Source organism: Chryseobacterium sp. NRRL B-14798 (genome assembly GCF_050470705.1).
Classification (GTDB): domain Bacteria; phylum Bacteroidota; class Bacteroidia; order Flavobacteriales; family Weeksellaceae; genus Chryseobacterium; species Chryseobacterium cupriresistens.
Window position 1 is genome coordinate 148,972 of sequence record NZ_JBFLUL010000005.1, and the last position, 19,094, is coordinate 168,065.

Annotated in this window: 17 protein-coding genes; 15 read left to right on the forward strand and 2 right to left on the reverse strand. The window is 36.6% G+C overall.

Annotated elements, in window-relative coordinates; genetic code table 11:
- Window positions 1–15: 15 nt before the first annotated feature.
- The 8 genes from AB1278_RS01155 (at window position 16) to AB1278_RS01190 (ending at window position 7,113) form a co-directional block, all read left to right on the forward strand.
- Entirely contained in the window at window positions 16–1,248 is a 1,233-nt protein-coding gene (locus AB1278_RS01155; protein ID WP_411414397.1) for a TIGR02452 family protein, read from the forward strand.
- Entirely contained in the window at window positions 1,245–1,754 is a 510-nt protein-coding gene (locus AB1278_RS01160; protein WP_202842218.1) for an O-acetyl-ADP-ribose deacetylase, read from the forward strand. Before AB1278_RS01155 ends, AB1278_RS01160 begins: the two co-directional genes overlap by 4 nt.
- A complete protein-coding gene (locus AB1278_RS01165) occupies window positions 1,751–2,335 on the forward strand; it encodes a hypothetical protein (RefSeq protein ID WP_202842219.1) in 585 nt (194 codons plus the stop codon). Before AB1278_RS01160 ends, AB1278_RS01165 begins: the two co-directional genes overlap by 4 nt.
- Window positions 2,332–3,018 (forward strand): SIR2 family NAD-dependent protein deacylase, encoded by a 687-nt coding sequence (locus AB1278_RS01170; protein ID WP_202842221.1) that lies wholly within the window; start codon window positions 2,332–2,334, stop codon window positions 3,016–3,018. Before AB1278_RS01165 ends, AB1278_RS01170 begins: the two co-directional genes overlap by 4 nt.
- Complete coding sequence (locus AB1278_RS01175) at window positions 3,018–3,959, forward strand: ADP-ribosylglycohydrolase family protein (protein WP_411414398.1); 942 nt, start codon at window positions 3,018–3,020, stop codon at window positions 3,957–3,959. Before AB1278_RS01170 ends, AB1278_RS01175 begins: the two co-directional genes overlap by 1 nt.
- Window positions 3,960–3,969: 10 nt before the next feature.
- Window positions 3,970–4,512, forward strand: a complete 543-nt coding sequence (locus AB1278_RS01180) for an RNA 2'-phosphotransferase (protein ID WP_202842226.1) — start codon at window positions 3,970–3,972, stop codon at window positions 4,510–4,512.
- 1 nt (window position 4,513) lies between these two features.
- Window positions 4,514–5,242 carry a metallophosphoesterase family protein gene (locus tag AB1278_RS01185; protein ID WP_202842228.1) on the forward strand — a complete coding sequence of 243 codons (729 nt, stop codon included), beginning with the start codon at window positions 4,514–4,516 and terminating at the stop codon, window positions 5,240–5,242.
- A gap of 146 nt (window positions 5,243–5,388) precedes the next feature.
- Complete coding sequence (locus AB1278_RS01190; protein WP_202842230.1) at window positions 5,389–7,113, forward strand: hypothetical protein; 1,725 nt, start codon at window positions 5,389–5,391, stop codon at window positions 7,111–7,113.
- Between the two features lie 61 nt (window positions 7,114–7,174).
- On the opposite strand, the gene AB1278_RS01195 is transcribed toward AB1278_RS01190, so the two are convergent.
- Window positions 7,175–8,056, reverse strand: a complete 882-nt coding sequence (locus AB1278_RS01195; RefSeq protein ID WP_110008924.1) for a cupin-like domain-containing protein — start codon at window positions 8,054–8,056, stop codon at window positions 7,175–7,177.
- A 445-nt stretch (window positions 8,057–8,501) separates the two neighbouring features.
- On the opposite strand from AB1278_RS01195, the gene AB1278_RS01200 reads away from it, so the two are divergent.
- Window positions 8,502–11,279 carry a carboxypeptidase-like regulatory domain-containing protein gene (locus AB1278_RS01200; RefSeq protein WP_429811888.1) on the forward strand — a complete coding sequence of 926 codons (2,778 nt, stop codon included), beginning with the start codon at window positions 8,502–8,504 and terminating at the stop codon, window positions 11,277–11,279.
- Between the two features lie 56 nt (window positions 11,280–11,335).
- On the opposite strand, the gene AB1278_RS01205 is transcribed toward AB1278_RS01200, so the two are convergent.
- Entirely contained in the window at window positions 11,336–11,833 is a 498-nt protein-coding gene (locus AB1278_RS01205) for a DinB family protein (protein ID WP_062672748.1), read from the reverse strand.
- Between the two features lie 181 nt (window positions 11,834–12,014).
- Here AB1278_RS01205 and AB1278_RS01210 point away from each other — a divergent pair, with 181 nt between their 5' ends.
- The 6 genes from AB1278_RS01210 to AB1278_RS01235 all read left to right on the forward strand — a co-directional run bounded on the left by AB1278_RS01210 (window position 12,015) and on the right by AB1278_RS01235 (window position 18,648).
- Window positions 12,015–12,914, forward strand: coding sequence for a GLPGLI family protein (locus tag AB1278_RS01210; RefSeq protein ID WP_202842234.1), 900 nt, complete (start codon window positions 12,015–12,017; stop codon window positions 12,912–12,914).
- A gap of 133 nt (window positions 12,915–13,047) precedes the next feature.
- Window positions 13,048–13,302, forward strand: a complete 255-nt coding sequence (locus AB1278_RS01215; protein ID WP_082798751.1) for a FeoA family protein — start codon at window positions 13,048–13,050, stop codon at window positions 13,300–13,302.
- Window positions 13,302–15,335 carry a ferrous iron transport protein B gene (gene feoB, locus AB1278_RS01220; RefSeq protein ID WP_429811893.1) on the forward strand — a complete coding sequence of 678 codons (2,034 nt, stop codon included), beginning with the start codon at window positions 13,302–13,304 and terminating at the stop codon, window positions 15,333–15,335. Before AB1278_RS01215 ends, feoB begins: the two co-directional genes overlap by 1 nt.
- Before the next feature lie 218 nt (window positions 15,336–15,553).
- Window positions 15,554–16,570, forward strand: a complete 1,017-nt coding sequence (locus tag AB1278_RS01225) for a DUF4421 family protein (protein ID WP_429811896.1) — start codon at window positions 15,554–15,556, stop codon at window positions 16,568–16,570.
- Window positions 16,571–16,639: 69 nt separating this feature from the next.
- Entirely contained in the window at window positions 16,640–18,022 is a 1,383-nt protein-coding gene (gene glmM, locus AB1278_RS01230; RefSeq protein ID WP_429811899.1) for a phosphoglucosamine mutase, read from the forward strand.
- 47 nt (window positions 18,023–18,069) lie between these two features.
- A complete protein-coding gene (locus AB1278_RS01235) occupies window positions 18,070–18,648 on the forward strand; it encodes a Crp/Fnr family transcriptional regulator (protein ID WP_429811902.1) in 579 nt (192 codons plus the stop codon).
- Window positions 18,649–19,094 lie beyond the last annotated feature (446 nt).

Genomic DNA, 19,094 nt, shown 5'->3' on the forward strand with positions numbered 1-19,094 from the left:
AAATAAACGAACGTCATGAAAACAACAACATTATACAGACCGGTAGGAGAAAAAGAAATGATATTGATTATGGAAAGCGGATTTAAAAAATTTCCTCCAAGACTGGAATGGCAGCCCATTTTTTACCCCGTTCTTAATGAAGAATATGCTTCAGAGATTGCGGAAAAATGGAACACCAGAGACGAAGCTGGAAACTATCTTGGTTTTGTAACCCGGTTTGAGGTGTTGGAAAAAGTGACGGATCAATATCCTGCACAGAATGTTGGGGCTAGAAATCACAATGAATTATGGGTTCCTTCTGAGGATCTTAACAGCTTTAATAAGGCAATTGTAGGAGATATCAAAGTAATCAAAGTCTTTATAGGAGATGACTTTAAGAAGGCTGCAAGTGCTGAGTTGGAAGATTTGATGATCAACATAAAAAAACTAACGATGACTAATAAAGGAATGGCAAAAGATACTTTGGATATCTTAGCTAAAAAATATTATATTAACGAACATAACGAAAAAATAAATATAGAAAACGAGCTGGAAATCAGTAAAAAAGAAACCTCTCTTTTCACTCCGGAACAGCTTTCTGAAATGAAAGAATCTCCGTTGCCGGAAATCAGTTTTGAAACAAAAATTGAAACCTGGAAGTGCAGTTCTTTAAAAGCAATTTTACAATTAGCCGAAGAAGAAAATCAGGAAAAGATTATGTGTCTCAATTTTGCATCAGCAAAAAATCCGGGTGGAGGATTTATCAATGGAGCAGAAGCACAGGAAGAAAGTCTGGCAAGAACTTCCGGACTGTATGAAAGCTTACTTCAGGCATTTGATTATTACACAATTCATCGTGCAATGGAATCCTGTTTTTATACGGATACAATGATTTACAGTCCTAAAGTTCCTGTTTTCAGGAAAGATAAGGGAGAGTTGCTTCCTAAGCCTGTTCTGTGTAATTTCATCACGTCTCCGGCAGTCAATGCAGGCGTGGTAAAACGTCAGGAACCGGAAAGAGCACATGAAATTCTTGATGCAATGGATCTTAGAATGGATAAAATGCTTTCACTGGCTTTACAACAAGGAAATGAAGTGTTAATCTTGGGTGCATGGGGCTGTGGAGTTTTCAAAAATGATCCAAAAGAAATTGCAGGATTATTTAAAAAACATCTTCAGGGAAAATATAAAAATAAATTTAAAAGAGTGGTTTTCGCAGTGCTTACCAAGAAAGAAGAAATGTTGAAACCATTTGAAGAAATACAATGAAAATTGAATTAATAAAAGGGGATATCACAAAAATCAAGGCCGATGCTATTGTCAACGCAGCCAATTCTTCCTTACTTGGTGGAGGAGGAGTTGATGGTGCCATTCATCGGGCAGGAGGTTCTAAGATATTGGAAGAATGCAGGGCAATCAGAAACAGGCAAGGAAAGTGTAATACTGGCGAAGCTGTCGTAACTACTGCCGGAAATCTTTCGGCAAAGTATGTTATTCATACGGTAGGCCCGGTTTGGAATGGTCATGCTGAGAAAGAATCAAAACTTCTTGCAAACTGCTATCATAATTCTTTGAAATTAGCGGAAAGCCTTGGTGTGAAAACCATTGCTTTTCCTAATATTAGTACAGGAGTCTATAGATTTCCAAAAGAACTGGCAGGAAAAATTGCGGTAGATGAAGTCAGAAAATTTCATTCAGATAGTTTTGAGAAAGTTATTTTTGTCTGTTTTGATGATGAAAATGAAAAGATTTATAAAGACCTTTTACAACTGTGAAAAAAAATAATTTCAGATTCGTAGATCAACCTGAAGATCCTAACGTGGGATTGGCAAATGAAGAAATTGCTTTTCTTCAGAAAGAATTGAATCTGCGGTTTCCTGAAAATTATATTTATTATCTTCAACATGCTGGAAAAGAATCAAATGTTTTCCCTGTGGAAAATGATATTGTAAAGCTGAAAAAATACCAAAATCAATTGAAAGATGCTTTGAAGCAAAGAGGCTTACTGAGCACCGAAAGTCTTTTTTGTTTTCAGTATAATATAGAGTATGAACCTCTGGTGGGACAGGATTTTGAAACCTTTTATTTTTTCAATTTATCACATCCTGAATCTCCCGATCTGTATATTTTTGGAGACTTTATGACCAATTTTGATTGGCGAGGATATGATAAAGAGCTTACAAATAAAGAAAATTTTGTAGATTTTATCAATTATAAAACGAAAGATAAATTTGGACCAAAGCGACTTAAAAGAATAGGAAATACCCTTTTAGGGATTCTGGTAGCTCCTTTTATTATAATCGTGCTTATTATTGTTGCGGGCCAAGTTTTAATAGAAAAAATTAAAAACCAATGAAAAAACTAACCATATTAAGCGGTGCAGGAATCAGTGCCGAAAGCGGAATAAAAACCTTCAGAGACGGAGACGGTCTCTGGGAAAATCATAATGTAACGGATGTGGCAAGTCCGGAAGGCTGGAAAAAGGACAGAGCTTTGGTTCTGGAATTTTACAACCAGAGAAGACGCCAGCTGCATGAAGTACAGCCCAACGAAGCTCATCGCTTACTGGCAGAGCTGGAAAAATATTTTGATGTTCAGATCATTACCCAGAATATTGATGACCTTCACGAAAGAGCAGGATCTACTAAGATTCTTCATATTCATGGAGAATTGTTCAAGTCATGTTCGAGTAATAATAAAAGCCTGATTTATGAACAAAAAGATGATATTAAAATTGGTGATAAAGCTGAAGATGGGGCACAATTAAGACCATTTATCGTTTGGTTTGGAGAAGATGTCCCTTTGTATCAAACGGCAAGAGAAATCGTAAAAGAATCGGATATTCTGCTGGTTATCGGGACTTCTTTGCAGGTATATCCCGCAGCAGGACTGATTCATGATATCAAAGACGATTGTCTTTTAATTGTCATCAATCCTAATGAAACGGGATTCGGATACGGACAGAGAGCTGTAGTAATGAAGGAAACAGCCACTCAGGGAATGAAAATATTATTTGATAAATTAGTCAATTTAGCTTGATGGAAAATAAGGTAAAAGCTGGAATTATGGGTGTTTGCATAGGTGACGCTCTTGGCGTTCCTGTAGAATTCAAAAAAAGAGAAGATTTAAAACGTTTTCCGGTAACGAAAATGCTGGAGTATATGTCATGGAACCAACCCAAAGGAACCTGGAGTGATGACAGCTCTCTTACACTTTGCCTTGCTGATGAACTTTCCAAAAGATATGATCTGGAAAAAATCGGACAGAGTTTCGTAAAATGGAATAAATACGGTCACTGGACTGCCCATGGAAGGCTTTTTGACATTGGAGGAACGACAAGACATTCTCTGGCGAGATTAATCAAAGGTGAGAGTGCACGATTTTCAGGAAATATTTTTGAAGAAGACAACGGGAATGGTTCTCTGATGAGAATTCTTCCCCTCGCTTTCTATCTTGAGAAGGAAAATGATATTCAGAAACTCTATCTGACGGTAAAAGAGGTTTCTGCAATAACTCACGGCCATTTCCGTTCTGTTTTTGCCTGTTTCATCTATGTCATTTTTGCCATTCAACTGTTGAAAGGAAAGAATAAAAAAGAAGCATATGAGCAAACACAGAATATCACTTTAAAATATGCTGAAGAACAAGGATTTAATCCTAATGAAATTGAACTTTTCAGAAGGATCTTAAAAAATGATATTTCCAAATATCCTGAAGATGAAATTAAGAGCGGCGGCTATGTTCTTCACAGCCTGGAAGCCTCTCTATGGTGTTTTTTAAACTCAGAAACCTATTCTGAAGCTGTTTTGAAGGCTGTCAACCTCGGGGAAGATACCGATACAACGGGAGCTATCACAGGAGGAATTGCCGGAATTTATTATGGATATGAAAATATTCCACAAGAATGGATTTCTGAGCTGGTGAGAAAGGATGATATTGAAGCATTATGTGAGAAATTACACCAAAAATTAATGAACTAAAACACAACCCATGAACGAAATAGAAAAGAAAAAGATAAGTAAATTTTTAAGCCTGATCTTACGTCATCAGCCGGATAGTATAGGTCTTACCCTGGATGAAAATGGTTGGGCAGATGTGGAAGAGCTGAGAGCAAAATCAGCCCAAAAGAGAATATATTTTACCTCCGAAGAATTGGATGAGGTGGTAGAAACAAACAACAAAAAGCGTTTTGCTTTTAATGAAGATAAAACAATGATCAGAGCAAGTCAGGGACACTCTATTGATATTGACCTGGCTTTGGAAGCCAGACAGCCTCCGGAATTTCTGTACCATGGAACAGCAGAAGCCAATATTTCTTCTATTTTAGAAAAAGGAATTGAAAAAAGAAGCCGTCAGCATGTACACTTAAGTGCTGATAAAGAGACTGCTACCAAGGTTGGAATGAGACACGGTAAACCTGTGATTTTGACCATCAGAACCGGAACAATGCATCAGGAAGGATTATCTTTCTATCAGTCTGCAAACGGGGTTTGGTTAACAGATTTTGTAGATGCAAAATATATTTCAAAGTAAAATGAGCAGAACATTAGTGGTTGGAGACATTCACGGAGGATTTAAAGCCTTACGGCAGGTTCTTGAAAGAGCCGAGGTTACGCCAAATGATCAGCTGATTTTCCTGGGAGATTATGTAGACGGATGGAGTGAGTCTTCTGAAATAATACATTTTTTAATGGATCTCTCCAAAAAGCAGGAATGTATTTTCATCAAAGGAAACCACGATGCATGGTGCGAAGATTGGTTAACATCAGGCAAAAATCCTGATGTTTGGCTTTTCAACGGAGGAAAAAGTACTGTTGAGAGCTACAAAGAATATCTTCTGGAAGATCTGGATCTTCACCTTGAATTTTTTCAAAGGATGAAAAACTATCATATTGACGATCAGAACCGGTTGTTTATTCATGCCGGATATGCTTCCATGCACGGCCCCGAAAGAGAAGTATATTCCAGCAATTACCGCTGGGACAGAACCCTCTGGGAAACGGCTGTTGCAATGGATAAAAAACTGCAGAAAAACTCAGAGCTTTATCCTAAGAGACTGCTTTTGTACAATGAAATATTTATAGGGCATACACCGACTCTTGATATCGGAATTACAGTACCGGCCAACAAAGCCAATATCTGGAATATGGACACCGGAGCGGCTTATACCGGATCTTTATCTATCATGGATATCGATTCCAAAGAATTCTGGCAAAGCGATCCGCTTCCTTTCTTATATCCAAAAGAAAAAGGGCGAAATTAATACTGTTGAGAACAAACCTAACAGGTTTTCAAAACCTGTTAGGTTTCTATCTGCAAAACAATTTTACCTTTTGTAATTTTGACTGTCAACCCATCCCCGTTTCTCACAAAAGATGATTAATTTTAAAGTCTGAAAATATGACTTCAATGAAACTGAAATATCTTTTATTCACCCTGAGTTCTACCTTGTTTTTGGCTCAAAAATCATTTCAGACCCCTTTTGAAAAAGGAAACGGAAATCAAACTGTTACCTACGATGAAATGAATAGCTATTACCAGAATCTGGCTAAAAATTTCAATACCATTCAATACCTTAAAAAGGGAGAAGATGACAATGAAAAACCCATTTATGTAGTGGTTTATAATCCTTTTCCTGAAAAAGACCTTGAAAAATTAAGAAAAAACAAAGCCATTCTTTTTGTCAACAATGGAATTCACCCGGGAGAGCCGGATGGAATAGATGCTACCATGATGCTGATGAGAGATCTGGCGGCTAAAAAAATTAAAACTCCGCAGAACTTTATTATTGCTGCTATTTCCGCTTACAATGTCAGTGGAATGCTCAACAGAGGATCTTACTCGAGAGCCAATCAGAATGGACCGGAGCAGTACGGTTTCAGGGGAAATGCAAGAAATTATGATCTGAACAGAGATTTTATCAAGGCAGATTCCAAAAATGCCAGAAGCTTTCAGGAAATCTACCAGTGGTTAAAACCGGATGTTTTTATTGATAATCACGTCAGCAACGGAGCGGATTATCAATATACGTTTACCTATATTTCTACTTTTAAAGAACGTCTGGGCAATACTCTGGGGAATTACTTCTACAATCATTATCAGGCTAAAAATCTTGAAGATATGAAAAAGCTGGGGTATGAAAGTACACCTTACGTCAACATTCACGGAGATGTTCCGGAAGTAGGATTTGCCTCATTTGAAGACTCTCCCAGATATTCTACAGGATATACTTCGCTTTTCAATTCCTTAGGAACTGTTCCGGAAACCCATATGTTGAAGCCTTATGATAAAAGGGTAGATGCTACCTACAAATATATGTTGGTGAACCTGCAGAATTTGGATAAAGATTATCATACCATAAAGCAGCTCCGTATTGAAAATTTAAAACAGTATCAGGCCGGAAAACAATATGGAATCCGTTGGAAAATAGACTCCACAAAATTTTCAACGATGGATTTTAAGGGCTACGAAGGAAAGTACAAACCTAGTGAAGTTTCGGGGAAGCCAAGGCTGTATTATGACCGTAATAAGCCTTTTACAAAGAACATCAAGCTTTTTACAACAGCTGTTCCAACGGGATATATTACCATTCCGAAGTATTATGTCATTCCACAATCACAATATCGTGTAATTGAAGAATTGAAGAGAAACAATATTCAGATGAGTCCTTTGCAGAAAGACAGTACTTTGTCTGTTGAGTCCTATAAAATCAAAGATTTTAAAACCGTTAAAAACCCTTATGAAGGCCATTATCTGCACTTTGAAACGACGGTTGATGCTTCCCGTAAAAGTTTGCTGTTTTCGGCAGGGGATTATCTTGTTACTACCGATCAGCCAGGGGTAAAATATATTATAGAAACTCTTGAGCCTGAGGCATTAGATTCATTTTTCAACTGGAATTTCTTCGATGGAATTCTGGCGCAGAAAGAATACTATTCTGCTTATATTTTCGAAGATACAGCTGCCGAACTCCTGAAAAAAGATAAAAAGCTGAAAGAAGCCTTTGAAGCAGCGAAAGTGTCAGACAAAAAACTGTCCGAAGATGGAACTGCACAACTGGATTGGATCTACAGGCATTCTCCTTATTTTGAAGAGAAAACTTTCAGGCAGTATCCGGTTTACAGAGTGTTGTAATTAATTGATAATAAAGAATTAAACTAAAACAGGCGTTTCCACGGAAACGCCTGTTTTTTAATTATCTTGGTAAGCCTCTTTTCAAAGCTATTTCTGCTCTTTTGATCGCCATTTTCTCCTTCCAGTCCATGTATTTCTTTTTGAAATTAGACTTCATGATATCGTCAAATTTACGCTGTACGGTAAGATTCCATAGGGAATGTGCTTTTACAGCCCATGATTTGTCCCAGGCTCTTAAAGAAATTGAGAAACTTCCGTCCAGATATTTCATCCAATGCCACCATCCGGTAGGCATGAACAATGTATCTCCATGTTCAAGGAAACACTCAATTCCTTCCACACCATCCAGTGCAGGGAACTTGGTGAAGTCAGGATTTTCAATATCATAATCTTCCAGGGCATAGGTTGCATACGGAATCTGATACAGCCTTTCTTTCCATTTGTAATCAAAAAGAAGAATATGTTTTCTTCCGTTGAAGTGAGTATGGAAAATATGAGCCATATCAATGTCAAAGTGAAGGAACGTCACTGATCCTTTTCCACCAAAGAACATATTCGGATATTTATCCAGGAATCCTCCCATCAGGTCTTTGGGAGAAATATAATCTTCCAGTAATTTCGGGGCATATTTTATAGGGTCGAAGAGAAAAATTCTAAGATCGGTTGGCTCTCGCTGGATAAGATCTATATAATCTCCAAACTTCATTTTTGCTGCTGATGCATTGATGGGAGCCGAAGGATCTGCCTTTGAGCTGTCGTATAGCGGAACCTCCACATCTCCTACAACTTCCTTCATATATTCCATCGTCCATTTTTGATAAGCAGGCCACTTTTTTGCCATATTTCTGATGACAACGGGCCTTCTTGGCTTCAGATATTTTTCGTAGAAATCTTCTTTAGAAATGTCTTCTACAACATCTATAGGCTTTAAAATAATTCCCATTTTATAAATTTTATGTTACAAAATTATTAAATATATATATATGTACGAGTGTTTAATTTTTTTTTAATCTATGATTCAAATCAGATTTTCCTATTTAGAATAAGTAAAAATATCAATTTTCTTACTTCCCTTTAAAATTGTTGTTTATGCCTTCATTAAGACAAAACCTATTCATATTATGTTACACAAATCAAAAATTAATTTAACTCTTCTTTTGCAGAATCTATATGCCAAAGATCATCTTATCATGAAATAGATATCATAAAAAAAAGGGCGAATCGTTTTGATTCTTTTTTAATATATTTCTTTTTCATAGAAAAACAAAAGTTTAAAAATTATCACTATGTTTGTAGTGATAAAGATTTAACCTTTAATCGTAAAACTCATCTTTATAAAAAGTGTAACAAAAAACAATAACCATTAACTAATTGAGCAAATAATAAGTATGAAAAAAAATATTTCTTTATTTCTGATGCTATTCTTTACTGTGCTTACTTTTGCGCAGAAAACGGTTTCAGGAAAGATCACCGATGATGATGGGGTCGCGATACCCAGTGCCAGTGTGACGATCGAAGAGCCCGGCAAAGACGCTATTCTTGCTTACGCTATTACGAACTCAAAAGGAGAATATAAAGTAACCTTCACTTCCGCTGAATCCAATGTGGATCTGAAAGTGAAAGCGTTCAATCAGAAACCTCTTACAAAGCAAATCAGTAACAGCGATCAGACTCTGAACTTTAAAATGCAGTCTGAAGCTACAGAAATTAAAGAAGTACAGCTGAAAACCAAAATGATCACCGCAAGAGGTGACACCATTTCTTATGATCTTAAGGCTTTCAATAGTAAAAATGACCGAACCCTTGCGGATGTAATGAAGAAGATTCCGGGAATTGAAGTAAACAAGGACGGAACAATTCTTTACCAGGGGAATGCCATCAATAAATTTTACGTCAATGGAAAAGACCTTATGGAAGGAGGTTATGGAACCATCAACAACTCTCTTCCAAAAGATGCCGTACAGAAAGTAGAAGTTCTGGAGAACCACCAGCCGGTAAAAATACTTCAGGACAAAGTGCCTTCTGATCAGGCAGCTATCAATATCAAGCTTAAAAACTCTGTCACCATGACAGGTAGAGGTGAGGTAGGAACCGGTTTTGGAGATCCATGGCTTTGGAATGTAAAACTGACTCCCATGTTTTTCGGGCAGAAAAGCCAATGGGTAGTCAATTATAAAACCAATAACATGGGTGAACAGGTGGAAAATGAAGGGAATATTCTGGCGTTTGGAAGTTCATGGGAAGGAAGAAGAAGTAATATCTCTCAAAATAACTGGTTGAGTGTAGAGAATGCAGATACTCCGAATTTGCCAGTGAAAAGATATCTGATGAATAATGTTCACTATTTGTCTGCAAACTATTTAACAAATATTGATAAAAAGAAAGAGTGGGAATTGAAGATTAATGCAAATTATACCAACAATGCAGTAGAAAGAGAAGACTATAAAGAAACAACTTATTTTCCAACCATAGAACGTCCACAACCGTCCACGGTGATAATGAGTACAAGGAATAATTTTTATACAGATAAACTGAAAGGAGAATTAATCTTTACCAAAAATGCTAAGAAAGGGTTCTTTAAAAATACCACAAGTTTCAGCCAGTTCTGGAATGCAGACAGAGCATTTGCTGAAAGAGCAGGAAGATCAGGAAATCAGGGAGTGGAATCTCCAACATCATCTTTCCAAAACTCATTGAGTACTATTATTCCATGGGGAGAAAAGATGGTGAATTTCAAATCATATATCAATTATCAGGATGATCAGCAGACATTAAAAGTAGATCCGGCAAGTTATTTACAGTTGCCATACAAACTTCCAAAGGTAAACCCGAACGATCCTAACGAAAAAGATAGATATGGCATTGTAAATTTTGCACCAGGCACTTTAGCGCTACAACAGTTCAGACTAAAAACTTTAGATACCTCACATTCAGCAAATATTAGTTTTTCTAAAAAAGGATGGACATTCACTCCTCAGGTGGGATTTGATTTCTCTACAGATAAGCTAAATACAAACTTTGATGGGCAAGCAATTCAAAATCCTTCTGTGCCGAATGATGTACCGCCAAATTTCAATGATGGTATTTATGAAAACAACCTGAAATTTACAGAAATTGTTCCTTCTGCTTCGCTAGGTGTTAATTATAAATCTGAAGCTTGGAGTATTTTTGCAAATTTTCCAGCAAATTTCAATAGCATTAAAGCTGAAGATGATTTAAGAGGAGTTTCAAAATCACTAAATAAGACAACGTTTACTCCAAATGCTTTTATTCAGTATTCATTTGCTTCATTCTGGAAAGCAAGTTTGAATGGAAACATCAGCAATAATTTTGGAGATATTCAAACGGCTTATGCAGGTTACATGTTATTAAGCCCTAGAGGATTTAATGTAATGGATCCTAATAACCCGATACCTCAAATAACGTCAAAAATGGCAGGATCTAGAATTGAATACAGAAATCCATTAAACAATCTATTCTTTAATATTAATTATTCATTGAGTGATAGTAAAAGAAATTTGCTTTCTTCTCCAATTTTGGATGCAGCAACGGGGTCTACTTTAATCCGATACATTGAAAGAGAAAATCATTCAAAGAGTAATAGATTTAATGTTGAGGTTGGTAAATACTTCCCAAAATTCAAGACCAATGCTTCTGTGAGCTATGGAAATACATTGACAAAAAGTGATGCGTTCTTGGATGACACTCAATATTTGAGCAAAAACAATACTCAGACTTATGGACTTAAGTTCAATAATACCTATTTTAGCTGGGCAAGTGTAGATTATACACTTAATTTATCAAGAAACAAGCAAGATAATATAGGCTTGAGTTCTAATCAGAGCAGGCTCGGTGTCAATACAGGATTTAATCACAATCTGGCAGTTTATTTCTATCCTATAGAAGACCATACGATTGGATTCAATTGGGATCAGGTGAATACAAGTGATGGAAGTAATAAATATAAGAATGCGTTCTATGATATTTCTTACCAATTTTCATGGTCTAAAAAGAAAATTGATTTTGAAATTAAATGGTTGAATATTGCTAACAGAAAATTCTTTGAAACCTATAATATCAATCAAACAACAAATAGTTCTTCTTACACGAAAATTCAGCTTCGCCCAAGCCAGGTCATGCTAACCGTAAAATTCAACTTTAAATAAAACAAAAAACCAATCCATGCGGATTGGTTTTTTGTTGAGATATATTGAGATGTTAATTAAAAACTTTGCTGGTCTGCTGAAGGCCCATAGCTTCCCGGCAAAGGAATATTGTTCAGCCTGTAATACACTCCTAGTTGAGCCCTGTGATGAGTAATCTGGTTTAAGGCATGGCGTATTGCCCCATATTTGCTCCAGCTTGCCAGCTCATGGCCGTCATTTTTAATCGTCCAGCTGGGATTCAGATCGTTTTCTGTACTGTTTTCTAATGCTGTTTTTGCTGACTGGTAATCATCTTCCAGTTTTTTCATCAGTTCATCTCTTGTAGAAAGAATGGTAGGTTTATAATCTCCTTTGGCAAAATCCAGTTCAGAAGTTTTTAAAATTGTGTTCGGCCATTCAAAAACTTCTACAAGATGGGTGGCAAGGGGCATCATTTTCATACTTTTTTCATGTGGAGCATAATCATTTTTTCCTTCAGGGAATAGTTCAATAAATTTTTTTGTGGTTTGAAATTCTCCCTCCAGTTCGGATTTTAATTGAGATAAAGTGTCCATAATATTTTGTTTTTTAGAAACTTAAAGGTAAGCGTTTTAAAAATGAAACTGTTCTAACAGAATCATAATTTTTTAAGTAGTAAAGATTGAAAAGGAAGAATATTTTTTACTGGAAAATAAAATTTGAAAAAAACTGTAACAAAAGAAGACATATGATTACTAATTATATAAACTTGTTACAATGAAAAAGTTATTCTCTATATTTTTGATCACTCTGTTTGCTTTTGCAGGCGCTCAGGAGTCGAAAGAAACAGCCAACCGTTTCTTTTATGAACTGACTTTTAAGCCTAAGAAAGATTCAGCAAGAATGGATAAAATCATTACCATTCTTGATATCACGCCAAAAAAATCAATCTATCAGGATTATACAATGCCCGCTCAGGATTCTATCATTAAAGTTCAGATAGAAGAAATGGAGAAAACCAAATCTTTTAAGGATATGACCAAGTTGATTAGGTGGCCGAAATTTTCCTATAAAATTATTAAGACTTATCCTGACATGAAAGTACAGTATGTAGACAGAATCAGCAGAAATCTGTTTTCATATGAAGACGATCCGAAGCTGCAATGGAGTATTCTACCAGATAAACAAAAAATAGGCGCGTACAATGCTCAGAAAGCAACTACTGAATTTGGAGGAAGAACATGGACAGCATGGTTCAGTTCGGATATCCCTTTTCAGGATGGACCTTACAAATTTAAAGGACTTCCAGGGCTGATTGTAAAAATTGAAGATGGTGATAAAAATTACTCATGGCAGTTAAGCGGCAATAAAAAAATAGAAAACTACGAAGAATTATCTTATGCTGATAAGATTAATGCCAAAATGGGAATGATGAGCAATACAGTAACGCCTACATCAAAAGAAAAGTTTCTTAAATCTTATGAAGGATACAAAGCAGATCCTTTTGCAGAATCCCGTCCATATATGACTGCAGAGAATATGAGCAGACCAATGCCAGGAACAGATGGAACTGTAGGTGACTTTATGAAAAGACTTGAAAAACAAGTGAAAGATTTCTTCGGATCTAATGATAATCCAATAGAAAAAGAACAGCCTTCTGACAAGAAGAAAAAATAAGACTTCATATCAACTAAATTATATTTTGAATCACCCCAGATACAGCAATGTGTTTGGGGTGATTTCTTTTATGCTAAAACGTTATTTAGATTAAATTTAAATAGCGTATATTTGCAGGACTAAAAATTAGGCTTTGAAAGAGAAAGGATTACATAAATTAAGTGGATTCCCTAAAAACAAAATGGGGAAGATATTGGGATATGATAACGACCATCTTAAAATGCCCAATAAAATTATTGAAATGGGACTTCTTCCGGAGACCATTTTCAGAATTTTGTATCAGGCTCCGTTCAGCGGGCCAATGTATGTAGAATTTGGAGCAGAAAAAAGCCGGATTGCTCTTCGTGAGGAAGAAGGAGATTACATCATTGTTGAAGAATTGAATTAATGCAGGAAAACAAGAAAAAACAGATACTTTTAGTCGGGAATCCTAATGTAGGAAAGTCAACGGTTTTCAACACGCTTTGCAACAAAAAGCAGAAGACCGGTAACTACGCCGGCGTTACCGTTGCAAGTCATTCGGGGAACTATGTTTACAAAAACGAAGAAGTAGAGGTTATTGACCTTCCAGGTTCTTACAGTGTATACCCGAGTTCAGAAGATGAGGCTATTTTTTCCAAATATCTTATTGATGAGCAGAAAAACTATGCAGGAGTTGTTTATATTCTTGAAGCATTAAGTTTAAAAAGAGGACTGCTTCTGTTTCAGCAGATTCAGGATCTTGGAATTCCTATGATATTGATTGTCAATCAGATTGACCAGGCAGAAAGAAGAGGAATCACTATAGATATTCAAAAATTTTCCGAAGCATTAGGGATAAAAATTATTCAGACCAATGCCAAAGAACAGATCGGAATTGATACAGTAAGGGAAGCTGTTTATAACAACGAATTTGTAAAAACAGATCAAGTTTCTTTTGAAACACCGAATGAACACAGAGATTTTATTCAGAAACTGGTGGCCCATAAAGGGTTTGACAATGAATATAAAGCCTGGATGAGCCTTTCATTGGGAACTGATCTTGGAAGAATCAGCGGAGTAATGGAACAGCTGAATGAACCGGATTCTAAAAGCTTAGTACCGAAAAGGCTGCAGGTACAGGAAACCGTAAGAAGGTATCAGAATGTGGACAAAATTCTGGCTGATGTCATCTCTAAAAAGGCTCAGTTCAAAGAATTATTAACCGAAAAACTGGATAAAGTTTTAGTTCATAAATTCTGGGGTTATGTAGTCTTTTTAGCAATTCTGCTGATTATTTTCCAAAGTGTTTTCTTCCTTGCCGAATATCCGATGAGCTGGATTGAAGATGCATTCTCCTGGCTGGCTGCATTTACCAGCGAACATCTTCCTGAAGGCCCCATTAATTCATTGATTTCAAATGGAATTGTTCCTGGTATAGGAGGAATTGTGGTTTTTGCACCACAGATCGGAATTCTTTTGTATTTCCTTTACCTGCTCGAAGATTCAGGATATATGGCAAGAGTAGTATTCCTGATGGACAGACTGCTGCGCCCCTTCGGACTTAACGGTAAAAGTATAGTTCCGCTTGTATCAGGAACTGCCTGTGCAATTCCTGCGGTGATTTCTACAAGAAACATTGAAAATGTAAAAGAAAGATTGCTGACCATACTCGTAACACCATTCATGACATGTTCTGCGAGACTTCCGGTATACAGTATTATCATCGGACTGATTATTTCAGAAGGAACATTTTTAGGAATAAAATATAAGGCACTGGTATTGATGGGGATGTATCTTCTTGGCTTCCTGGTCGCTTTATTCTCCGCATCAATTCTCAAAAGATTTATTAAAAGCAAAGGAAAAACATATCTCGTAATGGATCTTCCTGCTTATAAAAAGCCGCTTTTCGGATATGATTTTAAAATGGTTTTAGGAAAAGTATGGGAATTCATTACGGGAGCCGGAAAAATAATTTTCATCGTAAGTATCATTATCTGGTTTTTAAGCTATTTCGGGCCAAGCCAAAAAACAAATGAGTTTGTAGCCACAGACGTTCACCTGGATCATTCTTACCTTGCTAAAATGGGTAAAGGAATAGAACCTGTAATTGCTCCTCTTGGTTACGACTGGAAAATGGGTGTAGGAATTCTTACAAGTTTCGTGGCAAGAGAAGTCTTTGTGGGAACAATGTCTACGCTCTATAGCCTGGAAGATGATGCTCCGGAAGTGAAAGTAATTGATAAAATGAGAAGAGATGTAAAACCCAACGGAGAAAAAGTCTTCAGTTTTGCAACCGGAATTTCGGTGCTTCTTTTCTACGCATTTGCAATGCAGTGTGTTTCTACACTTGCAGTAGTCTACAGAGAAACCAAAAGCTGGAAATGGACCAGTTTTCAGGTAGTCATGATGACAGGTTTGGCATATTTTGTGTCGATGATAGTATATCAGATTTTAAAATAATGGACTCATCATTAATTATTCAGTACGTACTTATTATACTAATTGTAGCATTCGCCTGTTACTCTTTATTTAAAGTACTTAAAAAGAATTTCGCTCCAAAGAAATTCAGCTCCAAAAGAACCCACTGCGATAAAGATTGCGGCTGTTCTTAATATTGGGTTCACCGGATATTGAAAAAAATGTAGTAATTTCATTTTTTCTAATATAAATTATTCGGGTTGAACTTTTTAAAAGCAGGATTATTAATTGTATTTTCTTTACTGGCCATTTTCGGAAAGGCACAAACAGATACCATAAATACCAAGTCTTATGCAGACAAGGTAATGATCCGTGTGAATCTTGATACCAATATTGAAAGCTATGTTTTCTCATCAGGAGAAGGTAAGAATGCATTCAATATGGACCTGTCCATCAACAATAAAACAAAAACCTCATTTTCAATTGATTATAGAATAATAAGTGCGACAGTATCATTTGCACCCAGATTTTTAGAGGGAAATAATGATGATGAAATGAAAGGGAAAAGTTCTTACTCCGACTTAAGCTTCAGGTTTTTTCCGGGAAGATTTATTCAAAATGTTTATTATAAAAATGTAAAAGGCTTTTATGTTGAAAACATGAAAGAACTATCTCCGGAATGGCAGGAAGGAAGAGATCCCTATATTCAGTTTCCGGATTTAAGGGTACAAACCTTTGGCGGGTCTACATCCTATGTTCTCAATAAAAATTTTTCAGCAAGAAGTATCTATACACAAGGAGAATGGCAGAAGAAAAGCAGGGGAAGCTGGGTACCGTTTATAGATTATGATCTTACCATTTTCAGAAATACGATTGACGGAGTAAAAAGCAAAGACACCCAATACAATATAGGAGGAAACATGGGATATTTCTATAATTGGGTTATTGGAAAAAAAGTAAATATTTCGCCTCATCTGGCTATTGGGATTGGAGGTAAATTCTCCAGTTACAGAGAGCTTGATAATGGATCAACAAAACAAAATGCCCAATATGCAACTATAAGAATGCAGGGCGGTCTTCATGTGGGTTATAATACTGACCGGTTTCTGTTCGGAGGTAAAATAAATTTTAAAAGCTATGCCTACGATCAGAAAAACAGCCAGAGTGTAGAGAATAGTAACCTTTATGGGCTGTTGTATATAGGGTATCGTTTTGCACCACCGAAAGTTGTGAAAAATACCTATGATAAAGTCCAAAAAAAGATTCCGGTTTTATAAGTTGAAGGGTCTTTTAAGTATCTTTGCGTTGGAAAATTTAGAGAAAACAAAATAAATTAAAAAAACATCATGTCATTAATAAAATCTATTTCCGGAATTCGCGGAACCATTGGTGGTAAAGTAAATGATAACTTAACACCGCTGGATGTTGTAAAATTCGCATCCGCTTTCGGAACCTGGCTTCAGAATAATAAAAACAAAAAAAATCTTACTCTTATCATCGGAAGAGATGCCAGAATTTCCGGCCAGATGGTTTCTTCCTTAGTTACAGCTACATTACAGGGATTGGGGATTAATGTGATAGATCTTGGCCTTTCTACAACCCCTACTGTTGAAGTAATGGTGCCTGAGCTGAATGCAGACGGAGGAATTATCCTTACCGCTTCTCATAATCCAAAACAATGGAATGCCCTTAAATTATTAAACGAAAAAGGAGAATTCATCAGCGGTGAAAACGGTGCTGAAGTCCTGGCGCTGGCAGAAAGTGAAGACTTCAACTATGCAGAAGTGGATGATCTTGGAAAATATGAAACAAGAGATGATGCTTTCGATATCCATATTCAGCAGATCCTGGATTTGCCAATGGTAGATGTGGATGCGATCAAAGCGAAGAACTTTAAGGTTGTTCTGGATGCGGTAAACTCTACAGGAGGGATTGCTATTCCAATGCTTTTGGATAAATTAGGTTGTGAAACCGTTAAATTATATTGTGAGCCTACAGGACACTTCCCACACAATCCTGAGCCTTTAAAAGAACATTTGGGAGATATCTGCGAATTGGTGAAGAAAGAAAATGCAGATTTGGGAATCGTTGTAGATCCGGATGTAGACAGATTGGCCCTGATTGATGAAAAAGGAGAAATGTTTGGGGAAGAATACACCCTGGTTGCCGTTGCAGATTACTTACTGAAACATAAAAATGGAGTAGCTGTTTCTAATCTTTCTTCAAGCCGTGCTCTGAGAGATGTGGCACAGACTCACAACTCAGAATACTTTGCGAGCGCTGTAGGAGAAGTAAATGTAGTTACTCTGATGAAAGAGAAAAATGCTATCATTGGAGGAGAAGGAAATGGAGGAATTATCTACCCTGATTTACATTACGGAAGAGATTCTTTAGTGGGGGTTGCACTGTTCTTAACGCATCTAGCCAAAGAAAATAAAACTGTCTCTGAACTGAGAGCAGGATATCCGGGCTATTTCATGGGTAAAAAGAAAATAGAGCTGACACCGGAGATTGATGTAGATGCTATCTTAAGCAAAATGGAGCAGGAATACAAGAATGAAGAAGTTTCTACAGTAGATGGTGTAAAAATAGACTTTGAAAACAACTGGGTTCACCTTAGAAAATCCAATACAGAGCCAATCATCAGAATTTATACTGAAGCTCAATCTCAGGAAGAGGCAGATCAGTTGGGAGATGATATCATTGCTAAAATCAAGAGTTTAATCTAATAATATAGGAAGAACGGGCATATTGTCCGTTCTTTTTTATATCAGAAATGTTTGAACATATCAAAGACAGATTTCCTTTCCCCAAAGAAAAGTGGAGAAAATTTCTGGGCAGTTTCCAGCGTATGGAAGTCCCTGCCAAGACTTTGCTTTTAAAAGAAGGTGAAGTTTCCTGCAATGCCTATTATATTGAAAAAGGCATGGTAAGAGCCTGGTACAATAACGACGGAAAAGATGTTACCTTCCAGTTTTTTCTTGAAAGTACCATGTTTTCATCCCTTGAAAGTTTTAAAAAAGGCCTGCCGAGTATGGTGTCATTTGAGACCATAGAACCGTGTATTTTATACAGAATCAACAAACCTGATGTGGAAGCTTTCTTAGATGAAGTTTATGAAAATCCAGAGCTCAGAAATTTCTTTATGGATGCTCTTTTTGAAAGAGTATTCGATTATATGAAACATTTCTTTTCATTTATTAAGGACTCACCACAGCAGCGATACCTGAATCTTGTCAGGCAAAAACCGGAAATTATCAAAAGGGTTCCGCAGCATTATATCGCTTCCTATCTCGGGATTACTACCGTACATCTCAGCAGAATCAAAAGTAAAATATTAAAAGAAAGACTTTAAGAGGCTGGAAGATGGAAGTCAGAAGCAGGTAGTTTAAAAACATACGGCATAAATTCTGACTCATCTTAAACGCAACGTCCGCAAAGAATAATCTTTATTATTGAAAATGTTCGCAAAGACGTTCCACTCAGCAACGATTGTTCTTTGTTGAACGAAGTGCCTTTGCGAACAAAAATAGTATACAATATCCTGTTCCCTAGCGTCCTCCGCGTTTCCATCTTTAAGTGGCATATATTGTTTTTAATGCAACGTCCGCGAAGAATAAAATAATATGTATTGTTGAAAATGCTCGCAATGGCGTTCCACTCAGCAATGGTCACTATTCTTTGCTGAACGAAGTGCCCTTGCGAACAAAAATAGTATACAATATCCTGTTCCCTAGCGTCCTCCGCGTTTCCATCTTTAAGTGGCATATATTGTTTTTAATGCAACGTCCGCGAAGAATA

Bases quoted from the DNA above. Each gene is read 5' to 3' on its own strand.
- AB1278_RS01155 (WP_411414397.1), top strand. From the start codon at position 16: ATGAAAACAACAACATTATACAGACCGGTAGGAGAAAAAGAAATGATA.
- AB1278_RS01160 (WP_202842218.1), top strand. From the start codon at position 1,245: ATGAAAATTGAATTAATAAAAGGGGATATCACAAAAATCAAGGCCGAT.
- AB1278_RS01170 (WP_202842221.1), top strand. From the start codon at position 2,332: ATGAAAAAACTAACCATATTAAGCGGTGCAGGAATCAGTGCCGAAAGC.
- AB1278_RS01175 (WP_411414398.1), top strand. From the start codon at position 3,018: ATGGAAAATAAGGTAAAAGCTGGAATTATGGGTGTTTGCATAGGTGAC.
- AB1278_RS01180 (WP_202842226.1), top strand. From the start codon at position 3,970: ATGAACGAAATAGAAAAGAAAAAGATAAGTAAATTTTTAAGCCTGATC.
- AB1278_RS01185 (WP_202842228.1), top strand. From the start codon at position 4,514: ATGAGCAGAACATTAGTGGTTGGAGACATTCACGGAGGATTTAAAGCC.
- AB1278_RS01190 (WP_202842230.1), top strand. From the start codon at position 5,389: ATGAAACTGAAATATCTTTTATTCACCCTGAGTTCTACCTTGTTTTTG.
- AB1278_RS01195 (WP_110008924.1), bottom strand. From the start codon at position 8,056: ATGGGAATTATTTTAAAGCCTATAGATGTTGTAGAAGACATTTCTAAA.
- AB1278_RS01200 (WP_429811888.1), top strand. From the start codon at position 8,502: ATGAAAAAAAATATTTCTTTATTTCTGATGCTATTCTTTACTGTGCTT.
- AB1278_RS01205 (WP_062672748.1), bottom strand. From the start codon at position 11,833: ATGGACACTTTATCTCAATTAAAATCCGAACTGGAGGGAGAATTTCAA.
- AB1278_RS01210 (WP_202842234.1), top strand. From the start codon at position 12,015: ATGAAAAAGTTATTCTCTATATTTTTGATCACTCTGTTTGCTTTTGCA.
- feoB (WP_429811893.1), top strand. From the start codon at position 13,302: ATGCAGGAAAACAAGAAAAAACAGATACTTTTAGTCGGGAATCCTAAT.
- glmM (WP_429811899.1), top strand. From the start codon at position 16,640: ATGTCATTAATAAAATCTATTTCCGGAATTCGCGGAACCATTGGTGGT.
- AB1278_RS01235 (WP_429811902.1), top strand. From the start codon at position 18,070: ATGTTTGAACATATCAAAGACAGATTTCCTTTCCCCAAAGAAAAGTGG.